Below are 26536 nucleotides of genomic sequence, written 5' to 3'. Positions count from 1 at the left end.
GCCGTGCGCGACCGCATCACGCCCGCGTACCGCCTCTACGTGCTCGTGCTGCTCGGCACCTACGCGGTGCTCTGGCTGTGGCTGGCGGTCGCGCCGCTGGACCGCCGGGACTGGGCGCTGGAGAACATGCTGGTCGCCGCCTTCGGCTTCGGGCTGTGGGCCAGTCACCGCGCCTTCGTGTTCTCGCGCGTCTCGTACACGCTGATCTTCGTGTTCCTGTGTCTGCACGCGGTCGGCGCACACTACACCTACGCGCAGGTGCCCTACGAGGCCGCGTGGCGCGCACTCACCGGCGACAGTTTCAACGCGCTGGTCGGCTGGCAGCGCAACAACTACGACCGCGTCGTGCACTTCAGCTACGGCCTGCTGCTGGCCTATCCGATCCGCGAGATCTTCCTGCGCGTCGCCGACGTGCGCGGCTTCTGGGGCTACTTCCTGCCGCTCGACTTCACGCTGTCGACGTCGGCGCTGTTCGAGCTGATCGAATGGGGTGCGGCATCGGTGGTCGGCGGCGACCTCGGCGCGGCCTATCTGGGCACGCAGGGCGACATCTGGGACGCGCAGAAGGACATGGCGCTCGCCGCCACCGGCGCGCTCACCGCGATGCTGATCACCGCGGTGGTCAACGGCTTCCTGCAGCGCGACTTCGCGCGCGAGTGGTCGAACAGCCTCAAGGTCAAGGATGCCCGTCCTTACGGCGAGAACGAGATCGCGCGCATGCTGGACGACACGGCGGGTCAGGCGCCCGGCAGCGCATAACTGCCGGTGACGTGCGCGACCATGCGCTGCGGGTCGGCGCTGGTGAACAGCTCGACGCTCATCACCACCAGCTTGCGGCCGAGCTTGAGCAGGCGCGCTTCGCCGATGACGTCGCCTGGCAGCGCCTTGTTCAGGAAGGCCAGATTCATGTTCGCCGTGACCGCCATCAGCGCCGGGCCCAGGTGCGACAGCACCAGCGCGTACATCGCCGAATCGGCGGCGGTGAACAAGGCCGGACCCGAAATCACGTTGCCGGGCCGCAGCATGCTGTCGCGGAACGGCAGGCGGATGCGCGCATAGCCCTGGCGCACGTCCTCGACGACCAGACCGCCCTTGTCGGCGACACGCACGCCGCCGCGGATCAGCGCCTGCGTGCCGGCCGCATCGAATTTCAGTTCCATAGTCCCCTCAAGCCATCGAACGCGAGCTTCACGGAAAGCACGATCAGGATCCACTTGAACAGCTGCGCGAACTGCGCCTCGCTGACGAGTCCGTTGAGACGCTTGCCCAGCGCGGTGCCGGCGATCACCGCGGCACACATCAGGCCCAGCAGCAATGGCCGCGTCAGCGCGGAGAAGCCGACGAAACCATAGGCGAGCACGCGCAGCGCATGGCCCAGGGTCTGCGTCAGCGCCAGCGTGCCGATCGTCGTCTCCTTGCGCCACTCCGGGCGGAAGAACAGGCGGCCGACGAACAGGCCGGTCGCGCCGACGAACATGCCCAGACTGCCGTTGAGGAAGCCGGCGATGGCGAATGCCGGCCGCGGCGGCAGCGGCGACTGCTCGGCGCGGCCCGGTGCCAGCGACGCGAGAATCAGCCCGGCCAGCAGCAGGCGCACCAGATCGGCGTTGACGTGTTCGACGAAGGGCGCGACGAGGAAGGTCGCCGGCACGGCGACGAGCAGGAACCAGCCGGTGGCGCGCCATTCGACGTGGTGCAGGTAGGCGACCGTGCGCGCGCTGTTGGACACGAACTGCACCGCGGCGAACAGCGGCACCGCCTCGGCCGGACTCAGGCCCAGCGCATAGAACACGCCGATCAGGATGGTGCCGCCGCCGAGTCCGGCGACGCCGGACAGCGTCGCGGTGAGAAAGGCGACGAACAGGATCGCCGCGTCGAGCGGCGTCATCGGGCGCGCATGTCGGCGGGCTGCTCGCGCAGGTCGTTGGGCTTGCGGCGCAGGATGCGCTGCCACTCCAGGTAGCTGCGCAGCTCGGCGGCGCTGATCCGCCCGTTGCGGTCGGTGTCGATGGCATCGACATCCGCGACGAACTCCGGCAGACCGGCGGCGAGCTCGTCGCGGTCGAGCGCGCCGTCGCCGTCGCGGTCGGCGGCGTCGAAGCGGTCACGCAGCGGCGCCAGCGCATCGCGACGCGCATCGCGCTCGGGGGGCGTCGCCGCGCAGGCGGCGAGCAGGACGAGGGCAGCCAGCGCGGCCCAGAAGTGCGGGTTGCGGGTCATGAGACGAGTGTGGTGGCGAGGAACAGCATCAGCCCCATGCCGAGCACGTCCGTCGCGGTGGTCAGGAAGATGCTGCTGGCGGTCGCCGGGTCGGCGCCGAGGCGGCGCAGTGTCAGCGGCACGAGCACGCCGAACACGCCGCTGCCGACGCAGGCGCCGGTCATCGCCAGCAGGATGGTCAGCGCCAGCATCGGCGCGTCGGCCGCGCCGGTCCGTGCCGCGTAGATCCACATCGCCGCCGCGGCGACGACACCGACCACCAGGCCGTTGAGCGCGCCGAGCAGCGCTTCCTTGCGCAGCAGCGGCCCGACCGGACGGCCATCGAGATCGCCCAGGGTCAGGCCGCGCAGCGTGATCGCCAGCGCCTGGCAGCCGGTGTTGCCGCTCTGCCCGGCGAGCACCGGCAGGAATGCGGCGAGCGCGACCACGCGCGCGATGGTGTCCTCGAAGCTGCCGACGACGAAGGCGGCGAGGAATGCGGTGAGCAGGTTCACCTGCAGCCATGGGTGGCGCATGCGGAACGCCTGCCAGAAGCCGGTGTGGACGCGCTCGTCCTTGTCCACGCCGACCATCTGGCCGGTCTGCGCGGAGATTTCCACCGCCTGCCGTTCGAGCAGCTTCCAGCCGCGCACGATGCCGGCGAGCCGGCCATCTGCGTCGATCACCGGATACACCGGATACTGGCGATACACCGCGGCGCGCACGGCGTCGCCAATCGGCAGTTCGCGTTCGAGCGTGAACGGCGCGCGCAGCATCACATCGGCGAGCGGCTGGTCGGGCGTGGCCAGCAGCAGGTCGCGGATCACGACCAGACCGGTCAGCCGGTCGTCGGCGTCGGTGGTGTAGAGGTAGGTGATCTGCCGCGCGTCGTCCGCCGCGCGCAGGTACTCGATCGCGTCCTGCACGGTCGCCTGTTCCGGCAGCACACCGCGCGCCGGTTCCATCAGATCGGCGACGCTACCGGGAATCGCGATCTCCGGCATGGCGAAATCCTGCGGGCGCAGTGCCGGCGGCAGATGATCGACGATCGTGTGCGCCATGCCATGCGGCAGCTGGTCGAGCACCTGCGCGACGACGGCCGGCGGCTCGTGGGACAGCAGCGTCGCGGCATCCATCGGCACCCGCACGCTGGCCGCGCGGACCAGTTCCTTCACGTGCTGCGACTCGTCCATACCCGCCTCCCGGTGGTTCACGGTCATTATGCGGTGCCGCGGTCCGCGACCGCGGACCGGCGCGGTTGACACCACCGCAGAAAGATTCATACTGGTCGGTATGTTGATGGACCGCCGATGAAGACCGCCGCCAGACGCCAGCCGGACCGCACGCGCCAGACCCTGCTCGAATGCGCGTTCGAGGAGATGCACCGCTCGGGTTTCCGTGCGGCCAGCCTCGACGCGATTCTCGAATCGAGCGGCGTGACCAAGGGCGCGCTCTACCACCATTTCGGCAGCAAGACCCAGCTCGGCTACGCCGTCGTCGAGGAAGTCGTGCGGCCGTGGATCGAAGCGGCCTGGCGGCCGGTGCTGGATGCCGACAACTGCATCGACGCCGCCGTCGCCGTGTGCCGCGAGCTGACGCGCACGCGCTCGGCGCACGCGATCGAGTACGGCTGCCCGTTCAACAACCTGATCAACGAGATGTCGCCGATCGACGAGGGCTTCCGCAAGCGCCTGCAGTCGATCCTCGACGAGTGGCGGGCCGGCATCGTCGAGGCCATGCGCAGGGGACAGGCGCGTGGTGTCGTGCGCGCCGACGTCGCGCCCGAGGACGCCGCGGCCTTCATCATCTCGTCCATCGAGGGCGGTGTCGGCCTGGCCAAGTCGAAACGCTCGCGCGAGTTCCTCGAATCGAGCATGCGCGGGCTGGTGGACTACCTCGAATCCCTCCGTGCGCGGAGCGGTGCGCATCCGGCGCAAGCCGCGGCCGTCCCGGCTGCGAGTTCCAAGACCAGCAAGGGGTAAGCCATGAATCGCTTCGATCAATGGATCGTCCGCTACGCGCGCTGGCTGATGCGCAACCGCTGGTGGGCGTTGCTGCTGGCGCTGCTCAGCGTCATCGCTGTCGGCGCGGGCGCGCGCCTGCTCAGCTTCTCCACGGACTACCGCGTCTATTTCGGCCCGCACAACCCGCAGCTGCTCGCCTTCGACGAGATCCAGAACGTCTACAGCAAGAACGACAACATCCTGCTGATGTTCGAGCCGCGCGAGGGCGACGTCTTCCAGCCGCGCGTGCTCGAAGCGGTGCGCGAGATGACCGCCGAGGCGTGGAAGCTGCCGTATGCGCTGCGCGTCGATTCGATCACCAACTACCAGCACACCGAGGCCGCCGGTGACGACCTGCAGGTCGCCGCGCTGCTCGCCGATGACGACGCGCTGACGCCGGAGCGCATCGCCAAAATCCGCGACGTGACGCTGCACGAACCGATGCTGCTGCGCCGGCTGATCGCGCCGGATGGCGCGGTCACAGCCATCAACATCACCTTCCAGTTCCCGCCGTTCGCCGAGCAGACGCAGAAGGAGCTGCCGGCCGCCGTCGCCGCGACGCGCGCGCTGCGCGACCGCATCCTCGCCGAGCACCCGGAGATCGCACGCATCCCGATCACCGGCTCCAACATGATGTCCAACGCCTTCACCGAGGCGGCCGCCGCGGACATGAAGACGCTGGTGCCGGCGATGTACGCGATGATCGTGCTGATCACCTGGCTGATGCTGCGCTCTGGCCTCGCGACGCTGGCGACGACCGTGGTCATCGTCGTGTCGGCCGTCACCGCGATGGGCATGGCCGGCTACCTCGGCATCCACCTGACACCGCCGTCGGCGGCCAGCCCGCAGATCATCACGACGCTGGCGGTCGCCGACTCGATCCACCTGTGCCTGACCGCGTTCGCGCTGATGCGCGCCGGCACGCCCAAGATCGACGCGCTGGTGGAATCGTTGCGCGTCAACTTCGCGCCGGTGTTCCTGACGTCGGCGACCACCGCGATCGGCTTCCTGTCGGTGAACTTCACCGATTCGCCGCCGCTCAAGGATCTCGCCAACATCACGTCGATGGGCGTGATGCTGGCCTGGTTCTACTCGATCTTCCTGCTGCCGGCGCTGCTCGCGGTGCTGCCGCTGCGCATCCCCGTCGCCAAGGATGGCGAATCCTCCGGCCTGACGCGGATCATGGACCGCATCGGTGGCTTCGTCGTGCGCCGGCGCCGGCCGGTGTTCTGGAGCACGCTGGCGGTGTCGGTGGCGTTGACCGTGGTCTCGTTCCGCAACGAGGGCAACGACCTGTTCGCGCACTTCTTCGGGCCGAGCATCACCTTCCGCGCCGACACCGACCGCATCGTTGAGAAGCTCACCGGCCTGTACTCGATGGAGTTCTCGCTGCGCTGCGGCGAGCCGGACTGTGTGTCGCACCCGGACTACCTGCGCACGCTCGACGACTTCACGCAGTGGTGGAAGCAGAATCCGAAAGTGCTCTACGTCGGCACCGTCTCCGACATCTTCAAGAAGCTCAACAAGAGCATGAACGGCGACGACCCGGCGCACTACGCGCTGCCGGACGACCGCGAGCTGTCGGCCCAGTACCTGCTGCTCTACGAGATGTCGCTGCCGTTCGGCCTGGACCTGAACAACACGATCAACATCGACAAGTCCTCGTCCCGCTTCATCGTCGTCTTCGAGCATCTGAAGTCCAAGGAGACGCGCGCGATCGAGGAGCAGGCGCGGCAGTGGCTGCACGAGCACGCGCCGCAGATGGAGACGCATGGCGTGTCGCCGGCCGTGATGTTCGCGCACATCTCCAAGCGCAACCTGCAGTCGAACTTCATCTCGCTGCCGATCTCGCTGGCGGCGATCTCGCTGCTGCTGCTGCCAGCGCTGCGCTCGGTGCGCATCGGCGCCGCGTCGCTGCTGCCCAACCTGCTGCCGCTGGGCGGCGCGTTCGGCATCTGGGCGCTGGTCAGCGGCGAGATCAACTTCACGATGGCGATCGTGCTGAACATGACCGCCGGCATCATCGTCGATGACACGATCCACTTCCTCAGCAAGTACCTGCGCGCGCGGCGCGAGCTGGGTTATACGCCGGAGGCGGCGGTGCGCCACAGCTTCCACACCGTCGGCTCGGCGCTGGTCGTCACCACGTTGATTCTCGGTGCCGGCTTCCTGATCCTGTCGCAGTCGGCGTTCCTGCCGAACAGCGGCATGGCCCGGCTGACCAGCATCGGCATCGTCTTCGCGCTGGCGCTGGACCTGCTGCTGCTGCCGACGCTGCTGCTGGCGATCGACCGTCCCCGCAAGATTCCGTCCACCGTTCCGTCCGTCGAGGAGAATCCCCATGAAGCTTTGGCCACGAAGTGAGGCACGCGTCGCCGCGAGCCTGATCGTCGCGCTGTGCGCGACGCTGGTCGCCGCGCCGAGCCGCGCCGAAACGCCCGAGGAAAAGGGCCTCGCCATCGCCAAGGAGGCCGAACGGCGCAACGACGGTTTCGGCGACACGTCGGCGACGATGCAGATGATCCTGCGCAACCGTCAGGGCGAGGAATCCAAGCGCGAGATCCGCTCGCAGGTGCTCGAAGTCGCCGGCGACGGCGACAAGTCGCTGATCATCTTCGACCAGCCCAAGGACGTCGAAGGCACCGCGCTGCTGACCTATTCGCACAAGACGGCCGATGACGACCGCTGGCTGTACCTGCCGGCGCTCAAGCGCGTCAAGCGCATCGCCGGCAACAACAAGGCCGGCCCGTTCATGGGCAGCGAGTTCGCCTTCGAGGACCTCGGCTCGCAGGAAGTCGAGAAGTACACGTACAAGTACCTGCGCGACGAGACGCTCGACGGCCAGGACTGCTTCGTCACCGAGCGTTATCCGGTGGACAAGGACTCCGGCTACACGCGCCAGGTGATCTGGATGGACAAGGCCGAGTACCGGCCGCTGAAGATCGAGTTCTATGATCGCAAGCAGTCGCTGCTCAAGACGCTGGAGTTCAAGGAATACCAGAAGTATCTGGACAAGTACTGGCGCCCCAGCCGCCTCGACATGGTCAACCACCAGACCGGCAAATCGACCACGCTTCTGTTCAAGAACTACAAGTTCCGCAACGGCTACACCGACCGTGACTTCGACCAGAACAGCCTGAAGGCGGCGCGGTGAGTGCAGTGCTCAGACGCGCCGGCGCGCTGCTCGCGCTGCTGCCGTTCGCGGCGCTGGCCGAAGACGCCGACCTGAAGCTGTCGCTGGAACTGTCCGCGGAGACCCGCACGTTCCTGCAGCCGGCCGCCTACGCAAACCAGGCCGACGACACCGTCGGCCTGTCGGTGTCGGTGCTGCCGGAGCTGTACTACGCCTGGAGCCGCGACGGCAGCATCACGTTCCAGCCGTTCGCGCGCTGGGACTCGATCGACGACGAGCGCACGCATGCCGATGTCCGCGAGCTGTTCCTGCAGCAGCGCGCCGGCGCCTTCGACCTGCGTGCCGGCGTCGGCCGCGTGTTCTGGGGCGTGACCGAATCGGTGCACCTGGTGGACATCGTCAACCAGACCGACCTCGTCGAGAACCCGGACGGCGAGGACAAGCTCGGCCAGCCCATGCTCAGCCTCGCGTGGACCTCGCCGGCGCTCGGCACCTTCACCGGCTTCGTGCTGCCGTACTTCCGCGAGCGCACGCTGCCCGGCGCCGATGCGCGCCTGCGCGCGCCGTTGCCCTACGCGATCGGCGACGCCGTGTACGAGTCGCGCCGCGAGGAACGCCACATCGACTACGCGCTGCGCTGGAATGTTTCGGCCGGGCCGCTGGACCTGGGGCTGTCGCATTTCTCCGGCACCGCGCGCGCGCCGCGCTTCATGCCTGGCCTGACGCCGTCCGGCCCCGTGCTGGTCCCCGTCTATGACCTGATCGAGCAGACCGGGCTCGACGCCAATCTCGTCGTCGAGGGCGGCTGGATCTGGAAGCTGGAGGCGATCCATCAGCAGAACCGCGTCGAGGACTACAGCGCGGCGGCCGGCGGGTTCGAGTACACCTTCAGCGGCGTGTTCGACAGCGCCTGGGACATCGGCGCGCTGACCGAGTACCTCTGGGACAGCCGCGGCGACGATGCGCCGACACCGTTCCAGAACGACGTCTTCGTCGGCACGCGCATCGCCGCCAACGACACCGCCAGCACCGAGATCCTCGCCGGCGCGATCATCGACACGCAGCGCGGCGGCATCTTCGGCAACGTCGAGGCCAGCCGCCGCATCGGCGCGGCGGGCAAGCTCGTGCTGGAGCTGCGCCTGTTCATGGACGCGGATGCGCGCGACCCGCTGTACTTCCTGCGCCGCGACGATTACCTGCAGATCGAATACATCCGCTACTTCTGACGCATCCGAAAGGAACGGGCGCGCGGCCGGCCTGCGCGCCCGGCCCTGCTAGGTCGCTCCCGGTTCTGGACGGACGAGGGCATGGAGCGTCTGCACCGAACGCTTCGGCCGGATCCCGGGCGGCAGATGGGGCGCGACGTTCTTGGCGAAGAACTGGTCCGCATCCGCCTTCGATTCCCACAGTTCGATGACGCGCCAGCCATCCTCGACGGGATGTGCCGCATGCAGGATGAATCCCTTCGCCTGCCGGATGACCGGCCCGAGCACCGCCAGCATGCCGTCGTAGCCCTGCTGGGTCTGCCCTTTGACCTCCGCCGTGATCATGACTGCCATATCGACCTCCTTCGAGCGGACATGACCGAACCGCTCGAAAATACCGCGAAAGCGCGAAGCCTTCACGTCCGGCCGGCGGGGGGCTTGCGGCGGAGCGCCCCTCCGCCGCGCCGAGGGAGAAGAGCGGTCGGCCCGCTCCTGCACGCGGGAGCGGACGGAGCAGCTCAGAGCGTCTTGAGGTACTCGATGATCGCCTTGCGCTCGGCGTCGGTGAGCACGTCGCTGAACCTGTGGCCACCGTTGCCGTTGCCGAGGATGCGCGTGTCATAGACCAGCCGCTTGTCGATGGCGTCGGGGGCCGGGTCGGAGATGGTGAACAGCCCGGTCCACGCCAGTGACTGGTTCAGGTAGTTCTGCATCATCTGCGTCAAGGACGGACCCTGGTCGCTGACCGGGCTGCAGTTCATCTGCTGCGTGCCGGGGATGTCGGTGCAGTCGAGCGCGTCGGCCTTCCAGCCGAGCGCGTCGAAGTCGTAGGCGACCGACAGGCGCTGGTCGAAGCCGGTGACCGGGCCTGCGGTCTGCAGCTTGCGCCGCCAGATCGGCACGCGCTTGCTCGAATCGAGCACGGCTTCGACGGTCGGCACCGAGCCGTTGTGGAAGTACGGCGCGGTGGCCCACACGCCGTACAGCGGCGGCGCCTGATAACCGATCACGTCCTTCTCCCAGCCGCACACGCCCTGCGGCCGCAGGGCGGCCGGGTACAGGTCGTCCGCGGCTTCGGTGAACGGATCCTTGTCCTCGGGTGCCACGTAGCCGGGCACGTTGTCCTGGTAACCCCAGAAGGTCGTGTCCCAGCGCGTGCGCAGCGTCGGCGTGAGCATGTCGGAGCGGGCGTGGTCGGTGTCGATCACGGCGAGCGGCGCGATGTGCGCGGCAACGCCTTCGAGCGCGGGGTTTTCCAGGTACGCGGGATCGTTGACGTAGCGCGGCGAGTAGGCGCCGTGGCAGCTGGCGCAGGAGCCGTTGCCGCCGAGCGGGCGCGGCGCGTTGGCGTTGCCGGGCGCGGCCCACAGGTCCTTGGTGTGGAACAGGATCGCGCCCTGCTCGGCGAGCGCGGTGTCGATCGCGCCGGGATAGGCCGGCGAGACCAGCGACAGGAAATAGGTCGCCAGATCCTGGTCGTACTGTTCGATGCGGTCGCGGTAGGGCTTGCCGTCGTAGGTCATCAGCTGGTCGAACTCGCCCGGGCCGGCGGCCATGATGATGCGCGTGCTGTCGTTGGAGACGCCCGCGTCGAAGAACTTGCGCGGTCGGGACCCGAAGTTCCACCACGGCGGCGTGTCCTGGGTGTGCGCCAGCGGATGCGCCTGGTCCTGCGGACCGCTGGTCTCGACGATGGTCTTGAGCGGATTGGGGTTGATGCCCAGCGAGTCGAGATCGAGCACGGTGACGAGGAACTCGAATGCGCCGACGGCATTGTTCTGGCCGCGCTGCTTGATGCCGATGTTGAACAGGCTGTTGATGTCCAGCGCCGGCAGCAGCGACGAAAACGGCGTCTGCGCGAACGGCGAGTTGTCCTGCGCGTTCATCGGCACGTCGAAGTTGTTGTTGCCCAGGCCCAGGCTGGCGAGGCCGATGCGGTTGCCGCCGGGGTCGTCGGCGGTGCCGATCTGGCCGCCGTGGCACTGGAAGCAGGCGGCGGTGCCGATCTGCCCGGTCCAGCGGCCGTTCGCATCCTTGAGCTGGCGCAGACCCAGCGGCAGTCGCCCGGAGCCGCCGTTGGTCGCGTTGGGGTCCTCGCCGGGCAGCGGATACGGGTTGTGGAACGGCGCCTCGTTGAGGCCGTAGCGCAGCGTGTAGAGCGCGTCGAAGTCCGCCGGACGCTCGGCCAGACCCCACTTCTTCCAGGTGTCGTTGTAGGCCGCCGCCGACATCGCCGCGGCCGGCAGTTCGTCGATCAGGAAGGCCAGGCCGCGGTCGCGGCGCGCACGGTATTCGCCGCAGGTCTTGGCCGCGCCTTCGGCTTCCGGCAGGTTGGCGTGGCAGTCCTCCCAGTACGCGTTGAAGTACACGGCCTTGCCGGCGTTGAAGCCGGGCCGCACCAGCGTGCGCGGATCGGCCGGCAGCACGGCGTCGTCGGGCCGGCCTTCGCAATAGCTGGCCCACAGGTGAAGCGCGTGCTTGCTGCCCAGCAGCGGCTGCTCCTGGCTCACCGGTCCGCCGCCGGCACCGTCGAGACAGCCCGCCGGATTCTCGAAGCAGCGCAGCAGCGTCTGCATGTCCTGGTACGCATCGCTGCCGGCCGGCCAGGGCTGGCCGCCGCTGTGCGGCGTCTCCGCGCCGGAGGCCATCCGGAGGATGCGCGAGGTCGGGTTGTTGCCGCCCAGGCGCTCCCAGGACGCGCGCAGGTTGGCGAGGTCCTGCGCCGCATTGCTCGACAGCATGAACTGGCGGCCGCCCTCGACATCGGCGATGCCGCCCGGCACGTGGCAGCTGCGGCAGAACGCCAGGCGCGGCTGCACGCGCTGCGCGAAGAATTCCTCGACGCTGCCGGTGGCGCCGCCGCCCGGCCCCGGCGCAGCGCCACCGCCGCCCTGCGTGCCGCTGTACTCGCCCGCACAGGCACTCAGGCCCAGCGTGCCCACAAGCAGAATCAGACGGAACCCGTGTTGCATGACGCTCTCCTCCAGCCACAGCCCGCGCGCCGCGGTGTCCTTGCCGGGCTGCGCAGGCGCAGCCGACCCCGCCCGATGTCGGGCGAGCGTGGCAACATTAACCCGAATAAAAGCTCGGAAATACTCGGAAACTCGGGAGTTCGTGGATGAGTGCCGTCGATCGGATTCAAGTCGCTGACTTGCAAGCAAAAAAACAGCCCCGGCAAGCCCGGGCCCGGGCCACGTTCGACGCCATCGTCGAGGCCGGGGCTCAGCTCCTGGCCGCTGAAGGCTACGCGGCGGTGACCACCAATCGCGTCGCCGAGCGCGCCGGCGTCAGCATCGGCTCGCTCTACGAATACTTTCCCAACAAGCAGTCGATCATCGCCAGCGCACTGGCGCGCGTGATGCGCGAGATCACCGCCGAGGTGTCGCACGGGCTGCGCGAGGCGCTGTCCCTCGACGGCCAGCCGCGCGCCGGCATCGACTCGTGGATGCGGGCGATGACCGCGGCGCTGGACCGGCGCGGCGCGCTGCTGCGCGTGGCGCTGCGCGAGGTCCCGTTCCTGTGGGACATCCCGGAAGTGCGCGGCCTGTCCGACACGCTGCAGCACATCGCCCAGGAAGGGCGGCGCAAGAGCCAGCGCGTCGTGCACTTCGACGATCCCGAGGCCAGCACCTATCTGCTGATGACGATGGTCTGGTCGGCGATCCTGCAGACCGTGCTGTACCGGCCGGCGCATCTGTCGCGCGAGCGGCTGACGCAGACGCTGGTGGAGATGGTGCTCAAACTGCTCTGAGCGCCACCGACCTGGATCAATGCGGCCGACCGGTTGCCATGGCAGGATCTTGCAGCCGACAGCCACGAGACCGGCGATGACCCTCAACAGCCTGCCCGCCGCGGAAGTATCGGGCGTGCTGACCAAGCTGCAGCAGGCGATCGACAGCCACCAGCTCTGGCACAGCGAACTCAACCGCACGCTGATCTGCGCCCTGCCGCCGCGCGCCGACGATCTGGCGGAGGACGCGCATTGCCGCTGCCGGTTCGGCCAGTGGTATGCGAGCGCCGACAGCGCGCGGCTGCACGCGCACCCGGCCTTCGTCGCACTGGGCGACGCGCACGCGCGCATGCACGCGCTCGCGCGCGAGCTGCTGCAGACCGCCGCCAGCGGGAGAGCCGTCTCGACGCAGGCTTTCGACAGCTTCGCCGCGGCCCTGCAGACGATGCGGCTGGAAGTCTCGTCGCTGAAGCAGGAACTGGTCGATGCCTTCCAGAATACGGACCCGCTGACCGGCGCCGTGAACCGCAACAGCCTGCTCGCGCGCCTGCGCGAACAGCACGCGGCGGCGCAGCGCGGCATCGAGACCTCGTGCGTGGCGATGGTCGATCTCGACCGCTTCAAGCGCGTCAACGACACCCATGGCCATGCCGCAGGCGATTGCGTGCTGGCGGCGGCGGCCCGCTGCCTGATGGAGAACGTGCGTCCGTACGACGTCGTCTATCGCTACGGCGGCGAGGAGTTCCTGATCGCGATGCGCCACGCCGGCGTGGCCGACGCGGCGGCCGTGCTGGAGCGCGTGCGCGCGCGGCTCGCGGCAACGGCGATCGACATCGGCGACAAGACCGTGCGCATCACCGCCTCGTTCGGCGTCGCCGCGCTCGATCCGGCCGTGAGCGTCGAAACGGCGATCGCGCGCGCCGACGAAGCGATGTACGCGGCCAAGTCCGCGGGCCGCAACACGGTACGCGCATGGCAGGCGCCGGCAACCTGAACTGACACGCCGCGTCCATTTCCGACATCTTTCGCACCACACGCAGCGCCGCGCCGCAGCGGCGACGGGTGGCGCATCCTGGCATTTCTCTTGCACACTTCCGCGCCGCGCGCGCCGATTGCGGTCCGCGCACGCGCAGGGGTCTTGGCCGTGCACGCATGGCCGGACGACACGCCGCACCCGTGTGCGGCCCACGAAAAGGGGAATGTTGGGGATGAAAGCATTTGTCATGAGCTGCGCCGTCGCGGCGCTCGCGGCGGGGATTTCGGCGCCGGCCGGCGCGGGACCACTCGGCGGTGGATCGCAGCCGACGCTGTCCGCCGCCGCGGCGCAGCCGATCGCCAACCAGTACATCGTCACGCTGGCGAAGCTGCCGCCGGAGTCGCCGCTCGCGGCCCTCGACGTCGGCGCACTCGCGCAGACGCTGGCCGTGCAGTTCGGCGGCCAGGTGATCCACGTCTATGAGCACGCGCTGCGCGGCTTCGCGATCCGCCTGCCGGACGCCGCCGCACCGCTGCTGGCGCTGCATCCGGCGGTCGCCGCGATCGAACGCGACCAGCTGATGCACGCGGTCGGCACCCAGTCCGGCGCGACCTGGGGCATCGACCGCATCGACCAGCGCGACCGGCCGCTCGACGGCAGTTACCGCTATCCCGATGCCGCCGGCCAGGGCGTGCACGTGTACGTGATCGACACCGGCATCAACCCGAACCACGTCGAGTTCACCGGCCGCGTTTCGACGAGCCGCAACTTCGTCGCCGGCACGCTCGGCAGCGCCGATCCGAATGCCTGGACCGACTGCAACGGTCACGGCACGCACGTCTCCGGCACCGCGGCCGGCACGAGCTACGGCGTCGCCAAGCAGGCGACGCTGCACGCCGTGCGCGTGCTCGATTGCCAGGGCAGCGGCTCCAATTCCGGCGTGATCGCCGGCGTGGACTGGGTGACGGCCAATCACGTCAAACCGGCGGTGGCGAACATGTCGCTGGGCGGCGGCGATTCGAGCGCGCTCGACACCGCGGTGAAGAATGCGATCGCCGCCGGCGTGACGATGGCGGTCGCGGCCGGCAACGACACCAAGGACGCCTGTGCCGGCTCGCCGAACAAGGTGCCGGAAGCGATCACCGTCGGCGCCTCGACCAACACTGACGCGGTGGCGTCGTACTCGAACCGCGGCACCTGCCTCGACCTGTTCGCACCGGGCTCGGACATCGTCTCGGCCAACTACAGCAACAACACCGGCAGCACGACGATGAGCGGCACGTCGATGGCGTCGCCGCACGTCGCCGGTGCCGCCGCACTGTACCTGGGCGCCAATCCGAACCTGACGCCGGCGCAGCTGCGTGACCGGATGGTCGCCGACAGCAGCGCGAACAAGCTGTCCGGCACCGGCGCCGGCGGCAACTTCCTCACCGGCACCTACGGCGCGTCGCCGAACCGGCTGCTGTACGTCGGCGACATCGCCGGTGGCGGCGGCACGCCGACCGACAACCCGCCGGTCGCCGCGTTCACCTACAGCTGCACGGACCTCGCCTGCAGCTTCGACGGCAGCGCATCGACCGATGATAAGGGCATCGCCGCGTACGGCTGGACTTTCGGCGACAGCACCGGCGGCAGCGGCGCGACGGTTGCGCACAGCTACGCCGCCGGCGGCATCTACACGGTGACGCTGACGGTCACCGACACCGTCGGCCAGACCGCGAGCAGCACGCAGACCGTGAGCGTGACCGCCCCGGGCGGCAGCGCGCCGTGCAGCAACTGCACCAAGTCCAGCGGCACGCTGGCCAGCGGCGGCACCGGCTACGTGCCGTCCAGCAACGGCTTCTCCAGCCCCGGCGGGACGTTCAAGGGCTGGCTGCGCGGACCGGCGACCGCGGACTTCGACCTGTACCTGGAGAAGTTGTCGAGCGGCCTGCTCGGTTCGAGCTGGTCGATCGTCGCGCGCGGCGAGACCACGAGCAGCAACGAGGACATCAGCTACTCCGGCACCAGCGGCACCTACCGCTGGCGCATCAAGGCCTACTCGGGCTCCGGCAGCTACGACCTCTACGTCAGCAATCCGTAAGCGCCCGCCCGTACCGCGCGATGGAGCATGCCCCCGCACGCAGCGGGGGCATTTTTCATCTGGGCTGCCGGCGCCACTCATCGACCGGCAGGCCGCCGACGCCCCAGTCCTCGAGAGCGACCTCATCGATGACGACGAAGGTCGTCGCCGGATTCTTGTCGAGCACGCGGACGAGCACGTCGGTGACGCCGCGGATCAGCTCCGCCTTCTGTTCGCGCGTCGCGCCCTCACGCGTGATCTTGATGTTCACGTATGGCATTGCGTTCCTCCGCTGGGGGCGGTGCGTTACTTGACCAGGCCCTCGGCCTTGAGCGCCTGCGCCACCATCGGGCGCGTGGCGACGCGCTCACGGAACGCGGTGAGCCTGGGCAGGTGCGACAGGTCGAGATCGACGAAGCGCGCCCAGCCGGACACGACGAACAGATAGGCGTCGGCGGCGGTGAAGGTCTCGCCGGTGAGGAAGGGCTTGTCGCCGAGCTGTTCCGCGACCCACGCGAACCTGCTCGCCAGGCTCTCGCGGAAGGCCTTCTTCGCGTGGCCGTCGAAGGCCGGGCTGAACAGCGGGCTGAACGACTTGTGCAGCTCGGAGGTGATGTAGTTCTGCCACTCCATCACACGGTAGCGCGCCATCGTGCCGGGCGCCGGCATCAGCTGGCGGTTCTCGGCGCGGTCGGCGAGGTACTGGCAGATGACCGGACCTTCGGTCAGACGGCTGCCGTCGTCGAGTTCGAGGACCGGCACCTGGCCCTTGGGATTGATCGCGTAATAGTCGCTGCCGTCGGCGAGCGTGTGCGTGGCGGTATCGACGCGCACCAGTTCGATCGGCGGACACCAGCGCGAACCGTCCGGCACGCTGCGCCTGAGCGTGCCGACCAGCTACGGCCACAAGCGCGTGCTGCCGCTGCTGCCGGCGTTCCGCGCGCGCTACCCCAGGGTCGAGATTGACGTGCACGTCAGCAACCGCAGCGTCGATTTCGCCGCCGAGGGCTTCGATGTGGCGATCCGCATCCTGCCGCCGAGCGATTCGAGCCTGGTCGTGCGCAAGCTCGAGGACGCGGCGTTCGTCGTCGTCGCCGCGCCCGGCTACCTGCGCCGCGCCGGCACGCCGCAGACCATCGCCGACCTGCAGCAGCACGAGTGCATCCAGTTCCTGCGCCCGGCCAGCGGCCGGCCGCTGCCCTGGTATCTGCACGAGGATGGACGCGAGCAGGAGATCGTGACCGCCGGCAGCTACTGCGTGTCCGACGACGTGACCGGCTGCATCACCCTGCTGCGCCACGGCGCCGGCCTGCTGCAGACGCTGCGCTTCATGGTCGAGGACGAGCTGCGCGACGGCACGCTGGTCAAGGTGATGTCGCACTGCGCCGGTTCGGCGCGGCCCGTGTCCCTGCTCTATCCGCACCGCCGCGCGCTGCCGCTGCGCGTGCGCGTGTTCATCGATTTCATCGTCGAGAAATCCACGGCATGGCGTCGGGCCAAGCTGTAGGAGCGGCCCATGGCCGCGATGCGGCGACCACAGCGCACGAAAGAATCGCGTCCATGGGCCGCTCCTACAAAAGACGGCGGTTAGCGCTTGATCTTGTACCCGGTGCGGAAGATCCAGGTGATCGCGCCCAGGCACAGCGCGAGGAACAGCGCGATCGCCGCGAGGCTGACGCCGACGGCCACGTCGGCGACGCCGTAGAAGCTCCAGCGGAAGCCGCTGATCAGATAGACGACCGGATTGAGCAGCGCGATCTTCTGCCAGACCGGCGGCAGCATCGCGATCGAGTAGAAGCTGCCGCCGAGGAAGGCCAGCGGGGTGACGATCATCAGCGGGATCACCTGCAGCTTCTCCCAGCTGTCGGCCCAGACGCCGATGATGAAGCCGAACAGGCTGAACGTGATGGCCGTGAGCACCAAAAACGCGAGCATCCACAGCGGATGGGCGATCTCGTAGGGCACGAACAGGCGTGCGGTCGCCAGGATCAGCACGCCGAGCAGGATCGACTTGGTCGCTGCCGCGCCGACGTAGCCGACGACGATCTCCACCGCCGACACCGGCGCCGACAGCACCTCGTAGATCGTGCCCGACCACTTCGGCATGTAGATGCCGAATGACGCGTTGGAGATGCTCTCCGACAGCAGCGACAGCATCACCAGTCCCGGGATGATGAACGCGCCGTAGGACACGCCCTCGATGTCGCCCATGCGCGAACCGATCGCCGCGCCGAAGACGACGAAGTACAACGAGGTCGAGATCACCGGCGAGGCGACGCTCTGCGTCAGCGTGCGGAACCAGCGCGCCATCTCGAAGTGGTAGATCGCGCGGATCGCGTACACGTTCAGGCTCATGCTCATGCGCGGGATCTCAGCAGGTTGACGAAGATCTCTTCGAGCGAGCTCTCGCTGGACTGCAGCGACTTGAAGTCGATGCCGTGCTCGGTCAGCCGGCGCAGCAGCGCGGCGATGCCGGTCTGCTCGGTCTGCGTGTCGAAGGTATAGACCAGCTCCAGGCCGTCGGTGGACAGCTCCAGCGGGTGCGCGCGCAGTGCGTCGGGAATCGCCGCGAGCGGCTGCTGCAGCTGCAGCGTGAGCTGCTTCTTGCCGAGCTTGCGCATCAGCGTGACCTTGTCCTCGACGACGATCAGCGCGCCCTTGTGGATCACGCCGATGCGGTCGGCCATCTCTTCGGCCTCCTCGATGTAGTGCGTCGTCAGGATGATCGTCACGCCGGACTCGCGCAGGCGCCGCACCATCGCCCACATGTCACGGCGCAGCTCGACATCGACACCGGCGGTCGGCTCGTCGAGGAACAGGACGGCGGGCTCGTGCGCCAGCGCCTTGGCGATCATCACGCGCCGCTTCATGCCGCCGGACAGCGTCATGATCTTGTCGCCGCGCTTGTCCCACAGCGACAGCTCGCGCAGCACTTTCTCGACGTAGGCGTCGTCGCGCGGCTTGCCGAACAGTCCGCGGCTGAAACTGACCGTCGCCCACACGCTCTCGAAGGCGTCGGTGAACAGCTCCTGCGGCACCAGGCCGATCGCCGAGCGCGCACCGCGGAAGTCGCGCAGGATGTCATGGCCATCGACCTGCACGCTGCCGCCGCTCGGGTTGACGATGCCGCAGACGATGTTGATCAGCGTGGTCTTGCCGGCACCGTTGGGCCCGAGCAGCGCGAAGATCTCGCCGCGGCGGATGTCGAGATCGATGCTCTTGAGCGCCTGGAACCCGGTTGCGTAGGTCTTGCTCAGGCCGCGGACCGAGATGATGGGCTGCACGATGCTTGCTCGAAGTGCGCTGGACGGGCTTGGATCGTACGGCAGGTCGTCGGGTTCCATCTGCACGGCGCGGCCACCGCCCGGGCCCGGGAAACGACCGCTGGGCGGCGCGCAGGGCGACGAGGACCGACACCTGCTATGATGCGCGCGCTGCAAACGTTTCAAGTACAAAGTTCTCGACCGTTTCCTTGCCCGCTCCCGCGCGGCGCACAGCGATACCCCGTTGACTTTCACCTGTGCGCTGCAGATGCGCCGGCCGTGTTGGCCTGCGTGTAATTCTCAAACTTATCAAGGAAATAGACACATGTCCGAGAAGCAAACCGGTACCGTCAAGTGGTTCAACGACGCCAAGGGCTTCGGCTTCATCACGCCGAGCAATGGCGGCGAAGACCTCTTCGCGCATTTCAAGGAAATCCAGGGCAGCGGCTTCAAGTCGCTCGCCGAAGGCCAGAAGGTGGAGTTCATCGCCGCCCGCGGCCCGAAGGGTATGCAGGCCACGCGCATCCAGGCGATCTGAGCGGCCCGGAATCGCACGAGGGGCCGCAGCGCAAGCTGCGGCCCTTTTTCATGGGCGCTCCGGCGGCTACGAGTCAGGCGCGGGAAACGTCAGGACGACGTCCAGACCACGACCGTCGGGGCCGTCGTCGAAACGCAGCGCCGCGCCGTGCAGCTCGGCGATGCGGCGCACGATGGACAGGCCGAGTCCGGTGCCCTCGACGTCGGCGCGTCCCAGGCGCTGGAAACGCTGGCCGAGCCGGTCGCGCAGACCCCGTTCGATGCCCGGACCCTGGTCGATGACGTGCAGCAGCACGCCAGCCGCGCTGCGTCCGATGCGCACGCGCACCGTGCTGTGATCCGGCGCATAACGGATCGCGTTGTCGAGCAGATTGCGCAGTAGCACGGCCAGCAGGTCGGCGTGGCCATCGACCGCGACGGTTTCGCCCTCCAGGACCAGATCGATACCGCGCCGCAGCGCCAGCGGCGCGAGATCGGCCGCGACGCCGGAGGCCAGCGCGTGCAGATCGGTGCGCGCGCGGTGCGCGCGCCAGTGCGCGGGTTCCAGGCGCGCCAGCGTCAGCAGCTGGTCGATCAGCCGCGCGGTGCGGTCGCAGGCCTGGATGACCTTGTCGAGCGCCGGCCGGCGCTCGGCGTCGCTGCCGGCGCGCTGCGCCACCTGCGCCTGCGCCTTGAGTGCGGCGATCGGCGTGCGCAGTTCGTGCGCGGCGTCGGCCGTGAACCGGCGCTCGGATTCGAAGGATTCCGCCAGCTGCGCGAACAGCTGATTGAGCCGCAACAGCAGCGGTTGCAGCTCGGCGCCGACGTCGGCAGGCACCGGCAGCGGCGCGAGCTGATCGGGCGCGCGGCGCCCCACTTCCTCGGACAGCAGCGCCAGCGGCCGCAGTCCGCGCCGCACGATCCACGCGATGAGCATGCCGAGCAGCGGCAGTCCCAGCAGCAGCGGCAACAGCAAACCGCGGCCGACGCTGCGTCCGATCGCCTTGCGCGCGCCGCTCTCTTCCGCGACCTGGATCAGCCACTCGTCCTGCTGCACGCTGAAGACCCGCCAGCGGCGCCCGTCGATCAGTTCGTCGGCGAAGCCGCGGTCGCGGCGCGAAAGACGCGTGTTGGGGGCGTTGAGCGAATGCAGGCGCAGCCGTTCGCCGTGCTCCCAGACCTGGAAGGCCACGCGCCGTCCGTACTTGTGCAGCAGCGGCAGATGCTCGGTATCGATCTCGTCGAGCTCGCCCGCCTGTGCGAGCAGCAGGGCGGCGGACTGCGCCAGATGCGCATCGAGCAACTCATCGACTTCGTGCAGTGCGTCGCGCCACGCCACGATGCCGCTGACGATCCAGACCGCCGCAGCTGCGGCGAGCAGGGACACGAGCAGACGGCTACGGATCGAACGCGGCATCGGCGTCAGGATCCGGCCGCGAGCATGTAGCCGACGCCGCGCACCGTGCGGATGATCTCGGGCGTGAGCTTGCGGCGCAGATGGTGGACGTGTACCTCGACGGCATTGCTCTCGACTTCGCCGCCCCAGGGATAGAGCTGGCTTTCGATCTGCTCGCGCGTCAGCACGCGGCCGGCATGGAGCATCAGCAGTTCGAGCAGCGCGAACTCGCGCGCGCCCAGCTCGACCGGCCGACCGCGGAAGCGCACCTCGCGCGTCGCCGGATCGAGCGTGAGGTCGCCGCAGGCCAGCGCCGGCTGCGCGCTGCCGGCCGAGCGGCGGATCAGCGCACGCAGGCGGGCGGCCAGCTCGTCGAGATCGACCGGCTTGACGACATAGTCGTCGGCGCCGGAATCGAGTCCGCGCACGCGATCGTCGATCGCATCGCGCGCGGTCAGGATCAGCACCGGCAGTTTCGACGCGCGGCCGCGCAGGCGCTGCAGCACGCTCAGTCCATCGACCTTCGGCAGGCCCAGATCGAGAACGAGCGCGGCGAACGCCTCGGTGTTCAGCGCCAGCAGCGCGGCCTGTCCGTCACGCACCCAGTCCGCCTCGAAGCCGCGCTGGCGGAGTCCGGCCTGCAGGCCATCGCCCAGCAGCGCGTCGTCCTCGACGATCAGCACACGCATGCGGGCCGCTCAGTCGTCATCGTCGTGATCCTGCTCCTGCATCGCCGACTGGGTGTCGGCCGTATCAATCGGCGCGCCGACCAGCGCCTCGCGCACACCAAAGGCATTTGCCCAGAACGCGAGCACCAGACCCGCCAGCGCGATGCCGAGGCCGGCGTGCGCACGCTGGATCCCCTGCGTCGCCTCGCCCGTCTTGTAGCCGGTGACCATGCTGCGCGGCAAGTTGATGCGGTGCAGGACGCTGCTGACGATCACACCGGCGATGTGCACGACGACGATGCCGAGCAGCAGATTGGCGACTACCTCGTGGACGTCCTCGAAGGCCTCGCCGCCGATCTCGTTGTAGAGCGCGTAGCCGCTCAGAGCGGTGCCCAGGCCGAGCAGCAGGATCGCGTAGATCGCCCAACTGCCCGCGGGATTGTGGCCGACGTGATGTTCGGGATTGCGCCCGAGCAGGCTGCGCAGGTAGGCGAGCACGCGCCGCGGGCCGAAGGCGAAGTCAGAGAAGCGCGCGTGACGCGTGCCGACCAGACCCCACAGCAGGCGGAACAGGATCAGCCCGCCAAAGGTGTAGCCCAGCGTGACGTGGACCAGCCGCCAGGCTTCGGACTCGGCGGTGACGTAGGCGCCGGCGAAGCTGATCGCCAGCAGCCAGTGGAAGACGCGTGTCGGGATGTCCCAGACCAGGATGCGGGTCGTGTTCATGTCGGTGGCTCCTGTGGATCGGTTCATCGGGGAATGCGGATCGCGTTCTCGTCGAAGGCGCCCTGCTCGGCGCCGCGATGACAGGCTGCGCAGTTGGCGGCGCTGCCGACCGTGGGCTTGTTCCAGGTCGCCGCACCGATCTCGTCGTGCTCGTGGCGGAACCAGCGCGTCTCGGTGATGCGCAGCGTCGGCGTGCCGCCCGCCGCGCGCGCGGCGTGGGTCTGCGCATAATCGAGCAGCTGCGCCGCGGTCGCCGGATCGAGCGTCGCATCGACGCCGAAGTGATCGTCCAGACTTGCAAACAGCGCGGCCCACGACGCCGCCGGCAGCAGCTGCGGCGGATAGGCGAGATGGCAGCTGCCGCACTCGGCCTTCCAGGCGTCGTTGGTGACGACGAGACGGCTCTCTTCCGCCGCTGCGAGGCCGGATGACAGCAGCAGCGCAGCCAGTGCCGCGGCGCGAAACCTCTGGATCGTGGTCATCGCAGTGCTCACTCGAGTGAAACGAGGTAACTGATCACGTCGCCCTTCTCCATCGCCGTGCATTCCCGCTTGAGCACGTCCTGGCAGTTGCGACGGAACCACTTCTCGACCTTGGCCGGGTCGCTGAGTCGTTCGGGATTCGCGGCCGGCGCCAGCGCGGCGATCGTCTTGCCGGTCGCGGCGTGGCGGCCCGGCTGCAAGGGGTTGCGCGTGTGGCAGGAGCTGCAGCTCCACGGCTGGCCGTGCGTGCGCTCGAAGAAGGCTTGCCCGCGCGGTGCGGAAAAGCCGGTGAAGGCGGGGTCGGCCTGTCGCGCCTGCACTTCGAGTGCCGGCAGCAGCTCGGCGCCGCCCGCGCCCGCCGCGGTCGCGGCGCTCGCCGCTACGAGCAGCGCGGTGGTCCGCAAGAGTCCTGTGGGCATGTCGTGCTCAGTCCGTCGGTGACGGCAGCGAATCTAGGCGGTGCGTCTTAAGTCGAGCTTATGGATCCGATGCCTGCGCGCAGGCTTAGACTCGCGGGGCTGCGGCATGGCAGCCACTCAAGGAGCGAGACATGGCGAACGATCCGTTTGCGCAGTTCAAGGCGATGCAGCGCGAGGGCTGGGCGCTGTTCTCGCCGCTGGCCACCTTCACGACGCCGCCGGCCGCGGCGCTGGTCGAGTTCGCCGGCGTGAGCGCGGGCCAGAACGTGCTGGACGTCGCCTGTGGCACCGGCGTCGTCGCCGTCACCGCCGCACGGCGCGGCGCGACGGTGAGCGGGCTCGACCTGTCACCGGTGCTGCTCGACGACGCGCACCGCAACGCCAGTGTGATCGGCGCGACGATTGACTTCCGCGAGGGGGACGTCGAGAACCTGCCCTACGCCGACGCCAGCTTCGATGTCGTGCTCAGCCAGTTCGGCCACATGTTCGCGCCGCGACCCGCCGTCGCCATCGCCGAGATGCTGCGGGTCCTGAAGCCCGGCGGGCGCATCGCGTTCTCGACCTGGCCGCCGGAGCTGATGCTCGGCCGGGTGTTCGCGCTGACCGGAAAGTACCTGCCGCCACCGACCGGCATCGCGCCGCCGCCGCAGTGGGGCGACCCCAATATCGTCCGCGAACGGCTCGGCGACGCCGTGCGCGACATTGAGTTCACGCGCGACGACATGGTCGTTCCGGCGCTCAGCCCGGCGCATTACCGTGTACAGATGGAGCTGACCGCAGGGCCGATCATCAAGCTGATCCAGACGCTCGAAGGCGAGCCACAGAAGCTCGCGCAGTTTCGCGCCGAGCTGGAAGCGATCGCCGCGCAATACTTCGCCCACAATCGCGTGCGCCAGTCTTTCCTGATCACGCGCGCGATCAAGCGCTGACGATCGTCCCGCCCAGCGACAGGTCGGCGCGCACGATCAGGTGCGGCAGACCCAGATCGGCAAGCCAGCGCGGCCCGTCGTCGGCGCCGAGCAGCATCGCGGTCGTGCACGCGGTGCCGGCGATCAGGCACTGATCGGCGAGCACGCTGACCGCCGCGAGACCCTGCACCGGCCAGCCGCAGCGCGGGTCGAGGATGTGGCAGTAGCGACGGCCGTCGTGCTCGAAACCGCGCTCGTAGTCGCCGCTCGACGCGATCGCGCCGTGTGAGAGCGGCACCGTCGCGATCGCACCGGCGCGGCGCGGGTGCTGCACGCCGACTTGCCAGGGCGAGCCGTCGGGGTGCGGGCCGAGCACGCGGATGTCGCCAGCGAAATCGACCAGGCCGTGACGCACGCCGCGCGCGAGCAGCAGCGCGGCGACGCGATCGACCGCGTATTCCTTGCCGAAGCCGCCGAAGTCCAGCTCCATCCCCGCCTTCGGCAGCAGGACGCGCGGCGGGTCCCAGCGCACCTGCGCCCAGCCGATCCGCGGCAGCAGCGCGTCGATCTCGTGCTGCGCCGGCACACGCCGCGACTTGAAATCCCAGGCGCGGCGCAGCACGCCGGAGGTGATGTCGAACAATCCGCCGCTCTGCGCGTGCGCGATCGCCGCGTAGTCGAGCAGCGCCGCGGTCTCGTCATCGACCTCGACGGGCAGGCCGCTGCCCGCCGCGGCATTGATGTGGGCGACGATGCTGTCGTCGCGATAGCGCGAGTACTTGGCCTCGATGCGCAAGGCCTCGGCCTCGGCCTTAGCGCAAACCGCCGCCGCGTCGCTCGCGTAGATCTGCACCGCGCACGGCCCGCCGAGCGCGCGGAAGCGGTGCGTGTATGGCGGCACGGCGGAGGTGTGGATCATGCGAGCGACGCCTGCACGCCGACCCGGCCCGACCCTAGCACGAAGATCCTCCGCGCACCGCCGCCTCGATCCTCGCGACGTCGATCTTGCGCATCTCCATCATCGCCGCGAATGCGCGGCGGGCGATTTCACCCCCAGCGTTGATCGCCTCGGTCAAGACCCGAGGGGTGATTTGCCACGACAGCCCCCATTTGTCCTTGCACCAGCCGCACTCGCTCTCCGACCCACCGTTCTCGACGATCGCGTTCCAGTAACGATCGGTTTCCTCCTGGTCGTCCGTGGCGATCTGAAACGAAAAAGCCTCGTTATGCTGAAAGACATTGCCGCCGTTGAGGCCGAGGCACGGCACGCCACAGACCGTAAACTCGACCGTCAGCACCTGGCCCGCCTTCCCGCCGGGGAAGTCGGATGGCGCCCGGCAGACCCGGCCGACGCTGCTGTCAGGAAACGTCCGCGCATAGAAGTGTGCGGCCGCCTCCGCATCGCGGTCGTACCACAGGCAAATCGTGTTCTTGTTCATCGTCGCGCTCCCATCTTGATCGAAGCATCAGCGTTCCCTTGACCCGGCGCAGCAGGCTCTGACGCGGCACTAATCTCGCCTGCGCAGCAACCGATCGACAAGTCGTCGAACGAAACCGCCGGAATTCGACAATGACAAGTCTGCACGGCAGCCCGTCACCGTCCCGCCATGCCCGCGTCATGCTTCCATCATGCAGCCGCCCTACCGTTGCGGCCGTATGCACAGCAGATGCGGATCATGCGAATCGCCTACGGCGTGATGGGCTACGGTCGCGGCCACGCGATGCGGACGATGTCGGTGCTGCCGGCGCTGATGGCCGAGCACGAAGTCACCGTGTTCGCCGGCGCGGACGCCTACGAGGTGCTCGCGCCGCGCTTCCCGACGGTGAAGATCCCGACCATCGGCTACCAGTACAACGACACCGGCCGGCATTCGTTCACGCGCACGGTCACGCGCAACTTCGAGCCGATGAGCGACCTGCTGTTCGGCGGCGCCGGCCAGGCGCAGGTCGAACGCGCGTTCCGCGAGCGCGGCATCCAGCTGGTGATCTCGGACTCGGAAGCCTGGACGCATCGCGTCGCGCAGAAGCTGGGCATTCCGCGCATCAGCTTCGACCACGTCGGCATCATCGCCTACTGCAAGCCGCACTTTCCCCCGGACCTGTGGCTGCTCGGCATGCGTGACGCCTGGGGCTACCGCACGCTGATGGGCGTCCCCGAGCGCATCCTCGTCTCCAGCTTCTACCCGGCCGAGCCGGCCTATCCACAGGTGCAGATCGTCGGCCCGATGCTGCGCGACGAGGTGCTGCGCGCGCAGCCGTCCGCGGGCGACTACCTGCTCGCCTACTTCAACAAGGGCGAGCACCAGTACCTGCCACACATCGACCGCGCGCTGCGCCTGCTCGACTGCAAGGTCGTCGTGTACGGCACGCAGCTGCGCGGCCTCGACGACAACCTCGACTTCCGCGCGCCCAGCGTCGATGGCTTCGTGCGCGATCTCGCCGGCTGCCGCGCGGTGCTGTCCACCGCCGGCAACCAGCTGATCGGCGAGGCGATCCACTTCGGCAAGCCGGTGCTGGCGCTGCCCGAGGATGCCTTCGAGCAGCGTCTCAACGGCTTCATGATCGAGCGCATGGGCGTGGGCATGCGCGCCGAACGGAAGTCGCTGACGCCCAGCGACATCGACCGCTTCCTCGGCAACCACGCCTGGTACACGTCGAACATGGCCGAGCACGCGCGCGACGGCCGCGCCGAGGCGGTCGAGGTCTTGCATCGCTACATCGGGGACTTGGTGCAGCGTCGCAAGCCTGCGCGCCGCGCCCCCGTCGCACGCCGGATCGTTACGCGCAGCGCGTAGGGGCGCCCCTTCACGCGTCGTTCCCGCGCGGGCGGGAATCCAGAAGCCCCGGAAG

29 protein-coding genes are annotated in these 26536 nt (G+C 68.8%); 12 read left to right on the top strand and 17 right to left on the bottom strand.

The genetic code is table 11. The features are described 5' to 3' along the window. Window positions 1–3 precede the first annotated feature (3 nt). On the top strand, window positions 4–759 hold the full coding sequence (locus AAG565_RS07200; protein ID WP_348818889.1) for a DUF2238 domain-containing protein: 756 nt from the start codon (window positions 4–6) through the stop codon (window positions 757–759). Here AAG565_RS07200 and AAG565_RS07195 read toward each other — a convergent pair. From AAG565_RS07195 to AAG565_RS07180, 4 genes are read right to left on the bottom strand one after another with little or no spacing between them, the layout of a single operon-like run. Beyond that, window positions 738–1160: a PaaI family thioesterase gene (locus AAG565_RS07195; RefSeq protein WP_348818888.1), complete on the bottom strand. Its 423-nt coding sequence runs from the start codon at window positions 1158–1160 to the stop codon at window positions 738–740. The two genes, AAG565_RS07200 and AAG565_RS07195, sit on opposite strands and share 22 nt — an antisense overlap. Next, window positions 1151–1888 (bottom strand): sulfite exporter TauE/SafE family protein, encoded by a 738-nt coding sequence (locus tag AAG565_RS07190; RefSeq protein WP_348818887.1) that lies wholly within the window; start codon window positions 1886–1888, stop codon window positions 1151–1153. Before AAG565_RS07190 ends, AAG565_RS07195 begins: the two co-directional genes overlap by 10 nt. Next, window positions 1885–2220 carry an EF-hand domain-containing protein gene (locus AAG565_RS07185; protein WP_348818886.1) on the bottom strand — a complete coding sequence of 112 codons (336 nt, stop codon included), beginning with the start codon at window positions 2218–2220 and terminating at the stop codon, window positions 1885–1887. Before AAG565_RS07185 ends, AAG565_RS07190 begins: the two co-directional genes overlap by 4 nt. Further along, window positions 2217–3392: a magnesium transporter gene (locus AAG565_RS07180; RefSeq protein ID WP_348818885.1), complete on the bottom strand. Its 1176-nt coding sequence runs from the start codon at window positions 3390–3392 to the stop codon at window positions 2217–2219. The genes AAG565_RS07185 and AAG565_RS07180 overlap by 4 nt, the downstream gene beginning before the upstream one ends. A gap of 117 nt (window positions 3393–3509) precedes the next feature. Between AAG565_RS07180 and AAG565_RS07175 the strand changes: the two genes are divergently transcribed. Genes AAG565_RS07175 through AAG565_RS07160 form a run of 4 tightly spaced genes read left to right on the top strand, consistent with a single transcriptional unit; the run spans window position 3510 to window position 8561 of the window. Continuing rightward, window positions 3510–4181, top strand: a complete 672-nt coding sequence (locus AAG565_RS07175) for a TetR/AcrR family transcriptional regulator (protein WP_348818884.1) — start codon at window positions 3510–3512, stop codon at window positions 4179–4181. 3 nt (window positions 4182–4184) lie between these two features. Then, a complete protein-coding gene (locus AAG565_RS07170; RefSeq protein WP_348818883.1) occupies window positions 4185–6566 on the top strand; it encodes an MMPL family transporter in 2382 nt (793 codons plus the stop codon). Beyond that, window positions 6544–7356, top strand: a complete 813-nt coding sequence (locus AAG565_RS07165; protein ID WP_348818882.1) for an outer membrane lipoprotein-sorting protein — start codon at window positions 6544–6546, stop codon at window positions 7354–7356. Before AAG565_RS07170 ends, AAG565_RS07165 begins: the two co-directional genes overlap by 23 nt. Then, window positions 7353–8561 carry a hypothetical protein gene (locus AAG565_RS07160; protein WP_348818881.1) on the top strand — a complete coding sequence of 403 codons (1209 nt, stop codon included), beginning with the start codon at window positions 7353–7355 and terminating at the stop codon, window positions 8559–8561. The genes AAG565_RS07165 and AAG565_RS07160 overlap by 4 nt, the downstream gene beginning before the upstream one ends. 48 nt (window positions 8562–8609) lie before the next feature. Here the strand turns inward: AAG565_RS07160 and AAG565_RS07155 are convergent, their stop codons facing one another. Both AAG565_RS07155 and AAG565_RS07150 read right to left on the bottom strand, forming a co-directional pair. Further along, window positions 8610–8960, bottom strand: coding sequence for a hypothetical protein (locus AAG565_RS07155; protein ID WP_348818880.1), 351 nt, complete (start codon window positions 8958–8960; stop codon window positions 8610–8612). 98 nt (window positions 8961–9058) lie between these two features. Further along, window positions 9059–11512 carry a hypothetical protein gene (locus tag AAG565_RS07150; RefSeq protein ID WP_348818879.1) on the bottom strand — a complete coding sequence of 818 codons (2454 nt, stop codon included), beginning with the start codon at window positions 11510–11512 and terminating at the stop codon, window positions 9059–9061. Between the two features lie 146 nt (window positions 11513–11658). On the opposite strand from AAG565_RS07150, the gene AAG565_RS07145 reads away from it, so the two are divergent. The 3 genes from AAG565_RS07145 to AAG565_RS07135 all read left to right on the top strand — a co-directional run bounded on the left by AAG565_RS07145 (window position 11659) and on the right by AAG565_RS07135 (window position 15329). Next, window positions 11659–12291 (top strand): TetR/AcrR family transcriptional regulator, encoded by a 633-nt coding sequence (locus AAG565_RS07145; RefSeq protein ID WP_348818878.1) that lies wholly within the window; start codon window positions 11659–11661, stop codon window positions 12289–12291. Window positions 12292–12367: 76 nt separating this feature from the next. Beyond that, window positions 12368–13264: a diguanylate cyclase gene (locus tag AAG565_RS07140; RefSeq protein WP_348818877.1), complete on the top strand. Its 897-nt coding sequence runs from the start codon at window positions 12368–12370 to the stop codon at window positions 13262–13264. Window positions 13265–13478: 214 nt separating this feature from the next. Continuing rightward, window positions 13479–15329 carry a S8 family serine peptidase gene (locus tag AAG565_RS07135; RefSeq protein ID WP_348818876.1) on the top strand — a complete coding sequence of 617 codons (1851 nt, stop codon included), beginning with the start codon at window positions 13479–13481 and terminating at the stop codon, window positions 15327–15329. Between the two features lie 55 nt (window positions 15330–15384). Here the strand turns inward: AAG565_RS07135 and AAG565_RS07130 are convergent, their stop codons facing one another. Beyond that, window positions 15385–15588 (bottom strand): 4-oxalocrotonate tautomerase family protein, encoded by a 204-nt coding sequence (locus tag AAG565_RS07130; RefSeq protein ID WP_348818875.1) that lies wholly within the window; start codon window positions 15586–15588, stop codon window positions 15385–15387. 26 nt (window positions 15589–15614) lie between these two features. Further along, the gene (gene gstA, locus AAG565_RS07125; protein ID WP_348818874.1) at window positions 15615–16142 is read right to left on the bottom strand and encodes a glutathione transferase GstA; all 528 of its coding nucleotides are present in this window, start codon (window positions 16140–16142) and stop codon (window positions 15615–15617) included. Between gstA and AAG565_RS07120 the strand changes: the two genes are divergently transcribed. Beyond that, window positions 16123–16815 (top strand): substrate binding domain-containing protein, encoded by a 693-nt coding sequence (locus AAG565_RS07120; protein WP_348818873.1) that lies wholly within the window; start codon window positions 16123–16125, stop codon window positions 16813–16815. The genes gstA and AAG565_RS07120 overlap by 20 nt on opposite strands. 80 nt (window positions 16816–16895) lie before the next feature. On the opposite strand, the gene AAG565_RS07115 is transcribed toward AAG565_RS07120, so the two are convergent. Together AAG565_RS07115 and AAG565_RS07110 are read right to left on the bottom strand one after the other, a co-directional pair. After that, window positions 16896–17657 carry an ABC transporter permease gene (locus tag AAG565_RS07115; protein WP_348818936.1) on the bottom strand — a complete coding sequence of 254 codons (762 nt, stop codon included), beginning with the start codon at window positions 17655–17657 and terminating at the stop codon, window positions 16896–16898. A gap of 8 nt (window positions 17658–17665) precedes the next feature. Then, window positions 17666–18592, bottom strand: coding sequence for an ABC transporter ATP-binding protein (locus tag AAG565_RS07110; protein WP_348818872.1), 927 nt, complete (start codon window positions 18590–18592; stop codon window positions 17666–17668). Between the two features lie 304 nt (window positions 18593–18896). Here AAG565_RS07110 and AAG565_RS07105 point away from each other — a divergent pair, with 304 nt between their 5' ends. Next, the gene (locus AAG565_RS07105; protein ID WP_348818871.1) at window positions 18897–19109 is read left to right on the top strand and encodes a cold-shock protein; all 213 of its coding nucleotides are present in this window, start codon (window positions 18897–18899) and stop codon (window positions 19107–19109) included. 66 nt (window positions 19110–19175) lie between these two features. Here the strand turns inward: AAG565_RS07105 and AAG565_RS07100 are convergent, their stop codons facing one another. From AAG565_RS07100 to AAG565_RS07080, 5 genes are read right to left on the bottom strand one after another with little or no spacing between them, the layout of a single operon-like run. Continuing rightward, on the bottom strand, window positions 19176–20504 hold the full coding sequence (locus AAG565_RS07100) for an ATP-binding protein (protein ID WP_348818870.1): 1329 nt from the start codon (window positions 20502–20504) through the stop codon (window positions 19176–19178). Between the two features lie 5 nt (window positions 20505–20509). Then, window positions 20510–21172, bottom strand: a complete 663-nt coding sequence (locus AAG565_RS07095; RefSeq protein ID WP_348818869.1) for a response regulator transcription factor — start codon at window positions 21170–21172, stop codon at window positions 20510–20512. A gap of 9 nt (window positions 21173–21181) precedes the next feature. Further along, the gene (locus AAG565_RS07090; RefSeq protein ID WP_348818868.1) at window positions 21182–21877 is read right to left on the bottom strand and encodes a cytochrome b/b6 domain-containing protein; all 696 of its coding nucleotides are present in this window, start codon (window positions 21875–21877) and stop codon (window positions 21182–21184) included. 23 nt (window positions 21878–21900) lie between these two features. Next, window positions 21901–22359, bottom strand: a complete 459-nt coding sequence (locus tag AAG565_RS07085) for a diheme cytochrome c (RefSeq protein ID WP_348818867.1) — start codon at window positions 22357–22359, stop codon at window positions 21901–21903. A gap of 8 nt (window positions 22360–22367) precedes the next feature. Continuing rightward, window positions 22368–22778, bottom strand: a complete 411-nt coding sequence (locus AAG565_RS07080; protein WP_348818866.1) for a DUF1924 domain-containing protein — start codon at window positions 22776–22778, stop codon at window positions 22368–22370. A gap of 131 nt (window positions 22779–22909) precedes the next feature. On the opposite strand from AAG565_RS07080, the gene AAG565_RS07075 reads away from it, so the two are divergent. Beyond that, window positions 22910–23707: a class I SAM-dependent methyltransferase gene (locus AAG565_RS07075; RefSeq protein ID WP_348818865.1), complete on the top strand. Its 798-nt coding sequence runs from the start codon at window positions 22910–22912 to the stop codon at window positions 23705–23707. Here the strand turns inward: AAG565_RS07075 and AAG565_RS07070 are convergent. Then, entirely contained in the window at window positions 23697–24605 is a 909-nt protein-coding gene (locus tag AAG565_RS07070; protein WP_348818864.1) for an FAD:protein FMN transferase, read from the bottom strand. The genes AAG565_RS07075 and AAG565_RS07070 overlap by 11 nt on opposite strands. Before the next feature lie 34 nt (window positions 24606–24639). Continuing rightward, window positions 24640–25125, bottom strand: a complete 486-nt coding sequence (locus AAG565_RS07065) for a VOC family protein (protein ID WP_348818863.1) — start codon at window positions 25123–25125, stop codon at window positions 24640–24642. Window positions 25126–25353: 228 nt separating this feature from the next. On the opposite strand from AAG565_RS07065, the gene AAG565_RS07060 reads away from it, so the two are divergent. Continuing rightward, on the top strand, window positions 25354–26481 hold the full coding sequence (locus AAG565_RS07060) for a glycosyltransferase family protein (RefSeq protein ID WP_348818862.1): 1128 nt from the start codon (window positions 25354–25356) through the stop codon (window positions 26479–26481). Window positions 26482–26536: the final 55 nt, after the last annotated feature.

It is taken from the genome of Fontimonas sp. SYSU GA230001, assembly GCF_040066175.1.
Classification (GTDB): Bacteria; Pseudomonadota; Gammaproteobacteria; order Nevskiales; family Nevskiaceae; genus Solimonas.
The sequence above is the reverse complement of the archived record's forward strand: the minus strand, read 5'-3'. Positions and strand labels throughout refer to the sequence as shown.

Excerpts from the sequence above, each read along its gene's own strand:
- AAG565_RS07195 (WP_348818888.1), bottom strand. The coding sequence starts at position 1,160 with ATGGAACTGAAATTCGATGCGGCCGGCACGCAGGCGCTGATCCGCGGC.
- AAG565_RS07190 (WP_348818887.1), bottom strand. The coding sequence starts at position 1,888 with ATGACGCCGCTCGACGCGGCGATCCTGTTCGTCGCCTTTCTCACCGCG.
- AAG565_RS07185 (WP_348818886.1), bottom strand. The coding sequence starts at position 2,220 with ATGACCCGCAACCCGCACTTCTGGGCCGCGCTGGCTGCCCTCGTCCTG.
- AAG565_RS07180 (WP_348818885.1), bottom strand. The coding sequence starts at position 3,392 with ATGGACGAGTCGCAGCACGTGAAGGAACTGGTCCGCGCGGCCAGCGTG.
- AAG565_RS07175 (WP_348818884.1), top strand. The coding sequence starts at position 3,510 with ATGAAGACCGCCGCCAGACGCCAGCCGGACCGCACGCGCCAGACCCTG.
- AAG565_RS07170 (WP_348818883.1), top strand. The coding sequence starts at position 4,185 with ATGAATCGCTTCGATCAATGGATCGTCCGCTACGCGCGCTGGCTGATG.
- AAG565_RS07165 (WP_348818882.1), top strand. The coding sequence starts at position 6,544 with ATGAAGCTTTGGCCACGAAGTGAGGCACGCGTCGCCGCGAGCCTGATC.
- AAG565_RS07150 (WP_348818879.1), bottom strand. The coding sequence starts at position 11,512 with ATGCAACACGGGTTCCGTCTGATTCTGCTTGTGGGCACGCTGGGCCTG.
- AAG565_RS07145 (WP_348818878.1), top strand. The coding sequence starts at position 11,659 with ATGAGTGCCGTCGATCGGATTCAAGTCGCTGACTTGCAAGCAAAAAAA.
- AAG565_RS07140 (WP_348818877.1), top strand. The coding sequence starts at position 12,368 with ATGACCCTCAACAGCCTGCCCGCCGCGGAAGTATCGGGCGTGCTGACC.
- AAG565_RS07135 (WP_348818876.1), top strand. The coding sequence starts at position 13,479 with ATGAAAGCATTTGTCATGAGCTGCGCCGTCGCGGCGCTCGCGGCGGGG.
- AAG565_RS07130 (WP_348818875.1), bottom strand. The coding sequence starts at position 15,588 with ATGCCATACGTGAACATCAAGATCACGCGTGAGGGCGCGACGCGCGAA.
- AAG565_RS07105 (WP_348818871.1), top strand. The coding sequence starts at position 18,897 with ATGTCCGAGAAGCAAACCGGTACCGTCAAGTGGTTCAACGACGCCAAG.
- AAG565_RS07100 (WP_348818870.1), bottom strand. The coding sequence starts at position 20,504 with ATGCCGCGTTCGATCCGTAGCCGTCTGCTCGTGTCCCTGCTCGCCGCA.
- AAG565_RS07095 (WP_348818869.1), bottom strand. The coding sequence starts at position 21,172 with ATGCGTGTGCTGATCGTCGAGGACGACGCGCTGCTGGGCGATGGCCTG.
- AAG565_RS07090 (WP_348818868.1), bottom strand. The coding sequence starts at position 21,877 with ATGAACACGACCCGCATCCTGGTCTGGGACATCCCGACACGCGTCTTC.
- AAG565_RS07085 (WP_348818867.1), bottom strand. The coding sequence starts at position 22,359 with ATGACCACGATCCAGAGGTTTCGCGCCGCGGCACTGGCTGCGCTGCTG.
- AAG565_RS07080 (WP_348818866.1), bottom strand. The coding sequence starts at position 22,778 with ATGCCCACAGGACTCTTGCGGACCACCGCGCTGCTCGTAGCGGCGAGC.
- AAG565_RS07075 (WP_348818865.1), top strand. The coding sequence starts at position 22,910 with ATGGCGAACGATCCGTTTGCGCAGTTCAAGGCGATGCAGCGCGAGGGC.
- AAG565_RS07070 (WP_348818864.1), bottom strand. The coding sequence starts at position 24,605 with ATGATCCACACCTCCGCCGTGCCGCCATACACGCACCGCTTCCGCGCG.
- AAG565_RS07065 (WP_348818863.1), bottom strand. The coding sequence starts at position 25,125 with ATGAACAAGAACACGATTTGCCTGTGGTACGACCGCGATGCGGAGGCG.
- AAG565_RS07060 (WP_348818862.1), top strand. The coding sequence starts at position 25,354 with ATGCGGATCATGCGAATCGCCTACGGCGTGATGGGCTACGGTCGCGGC.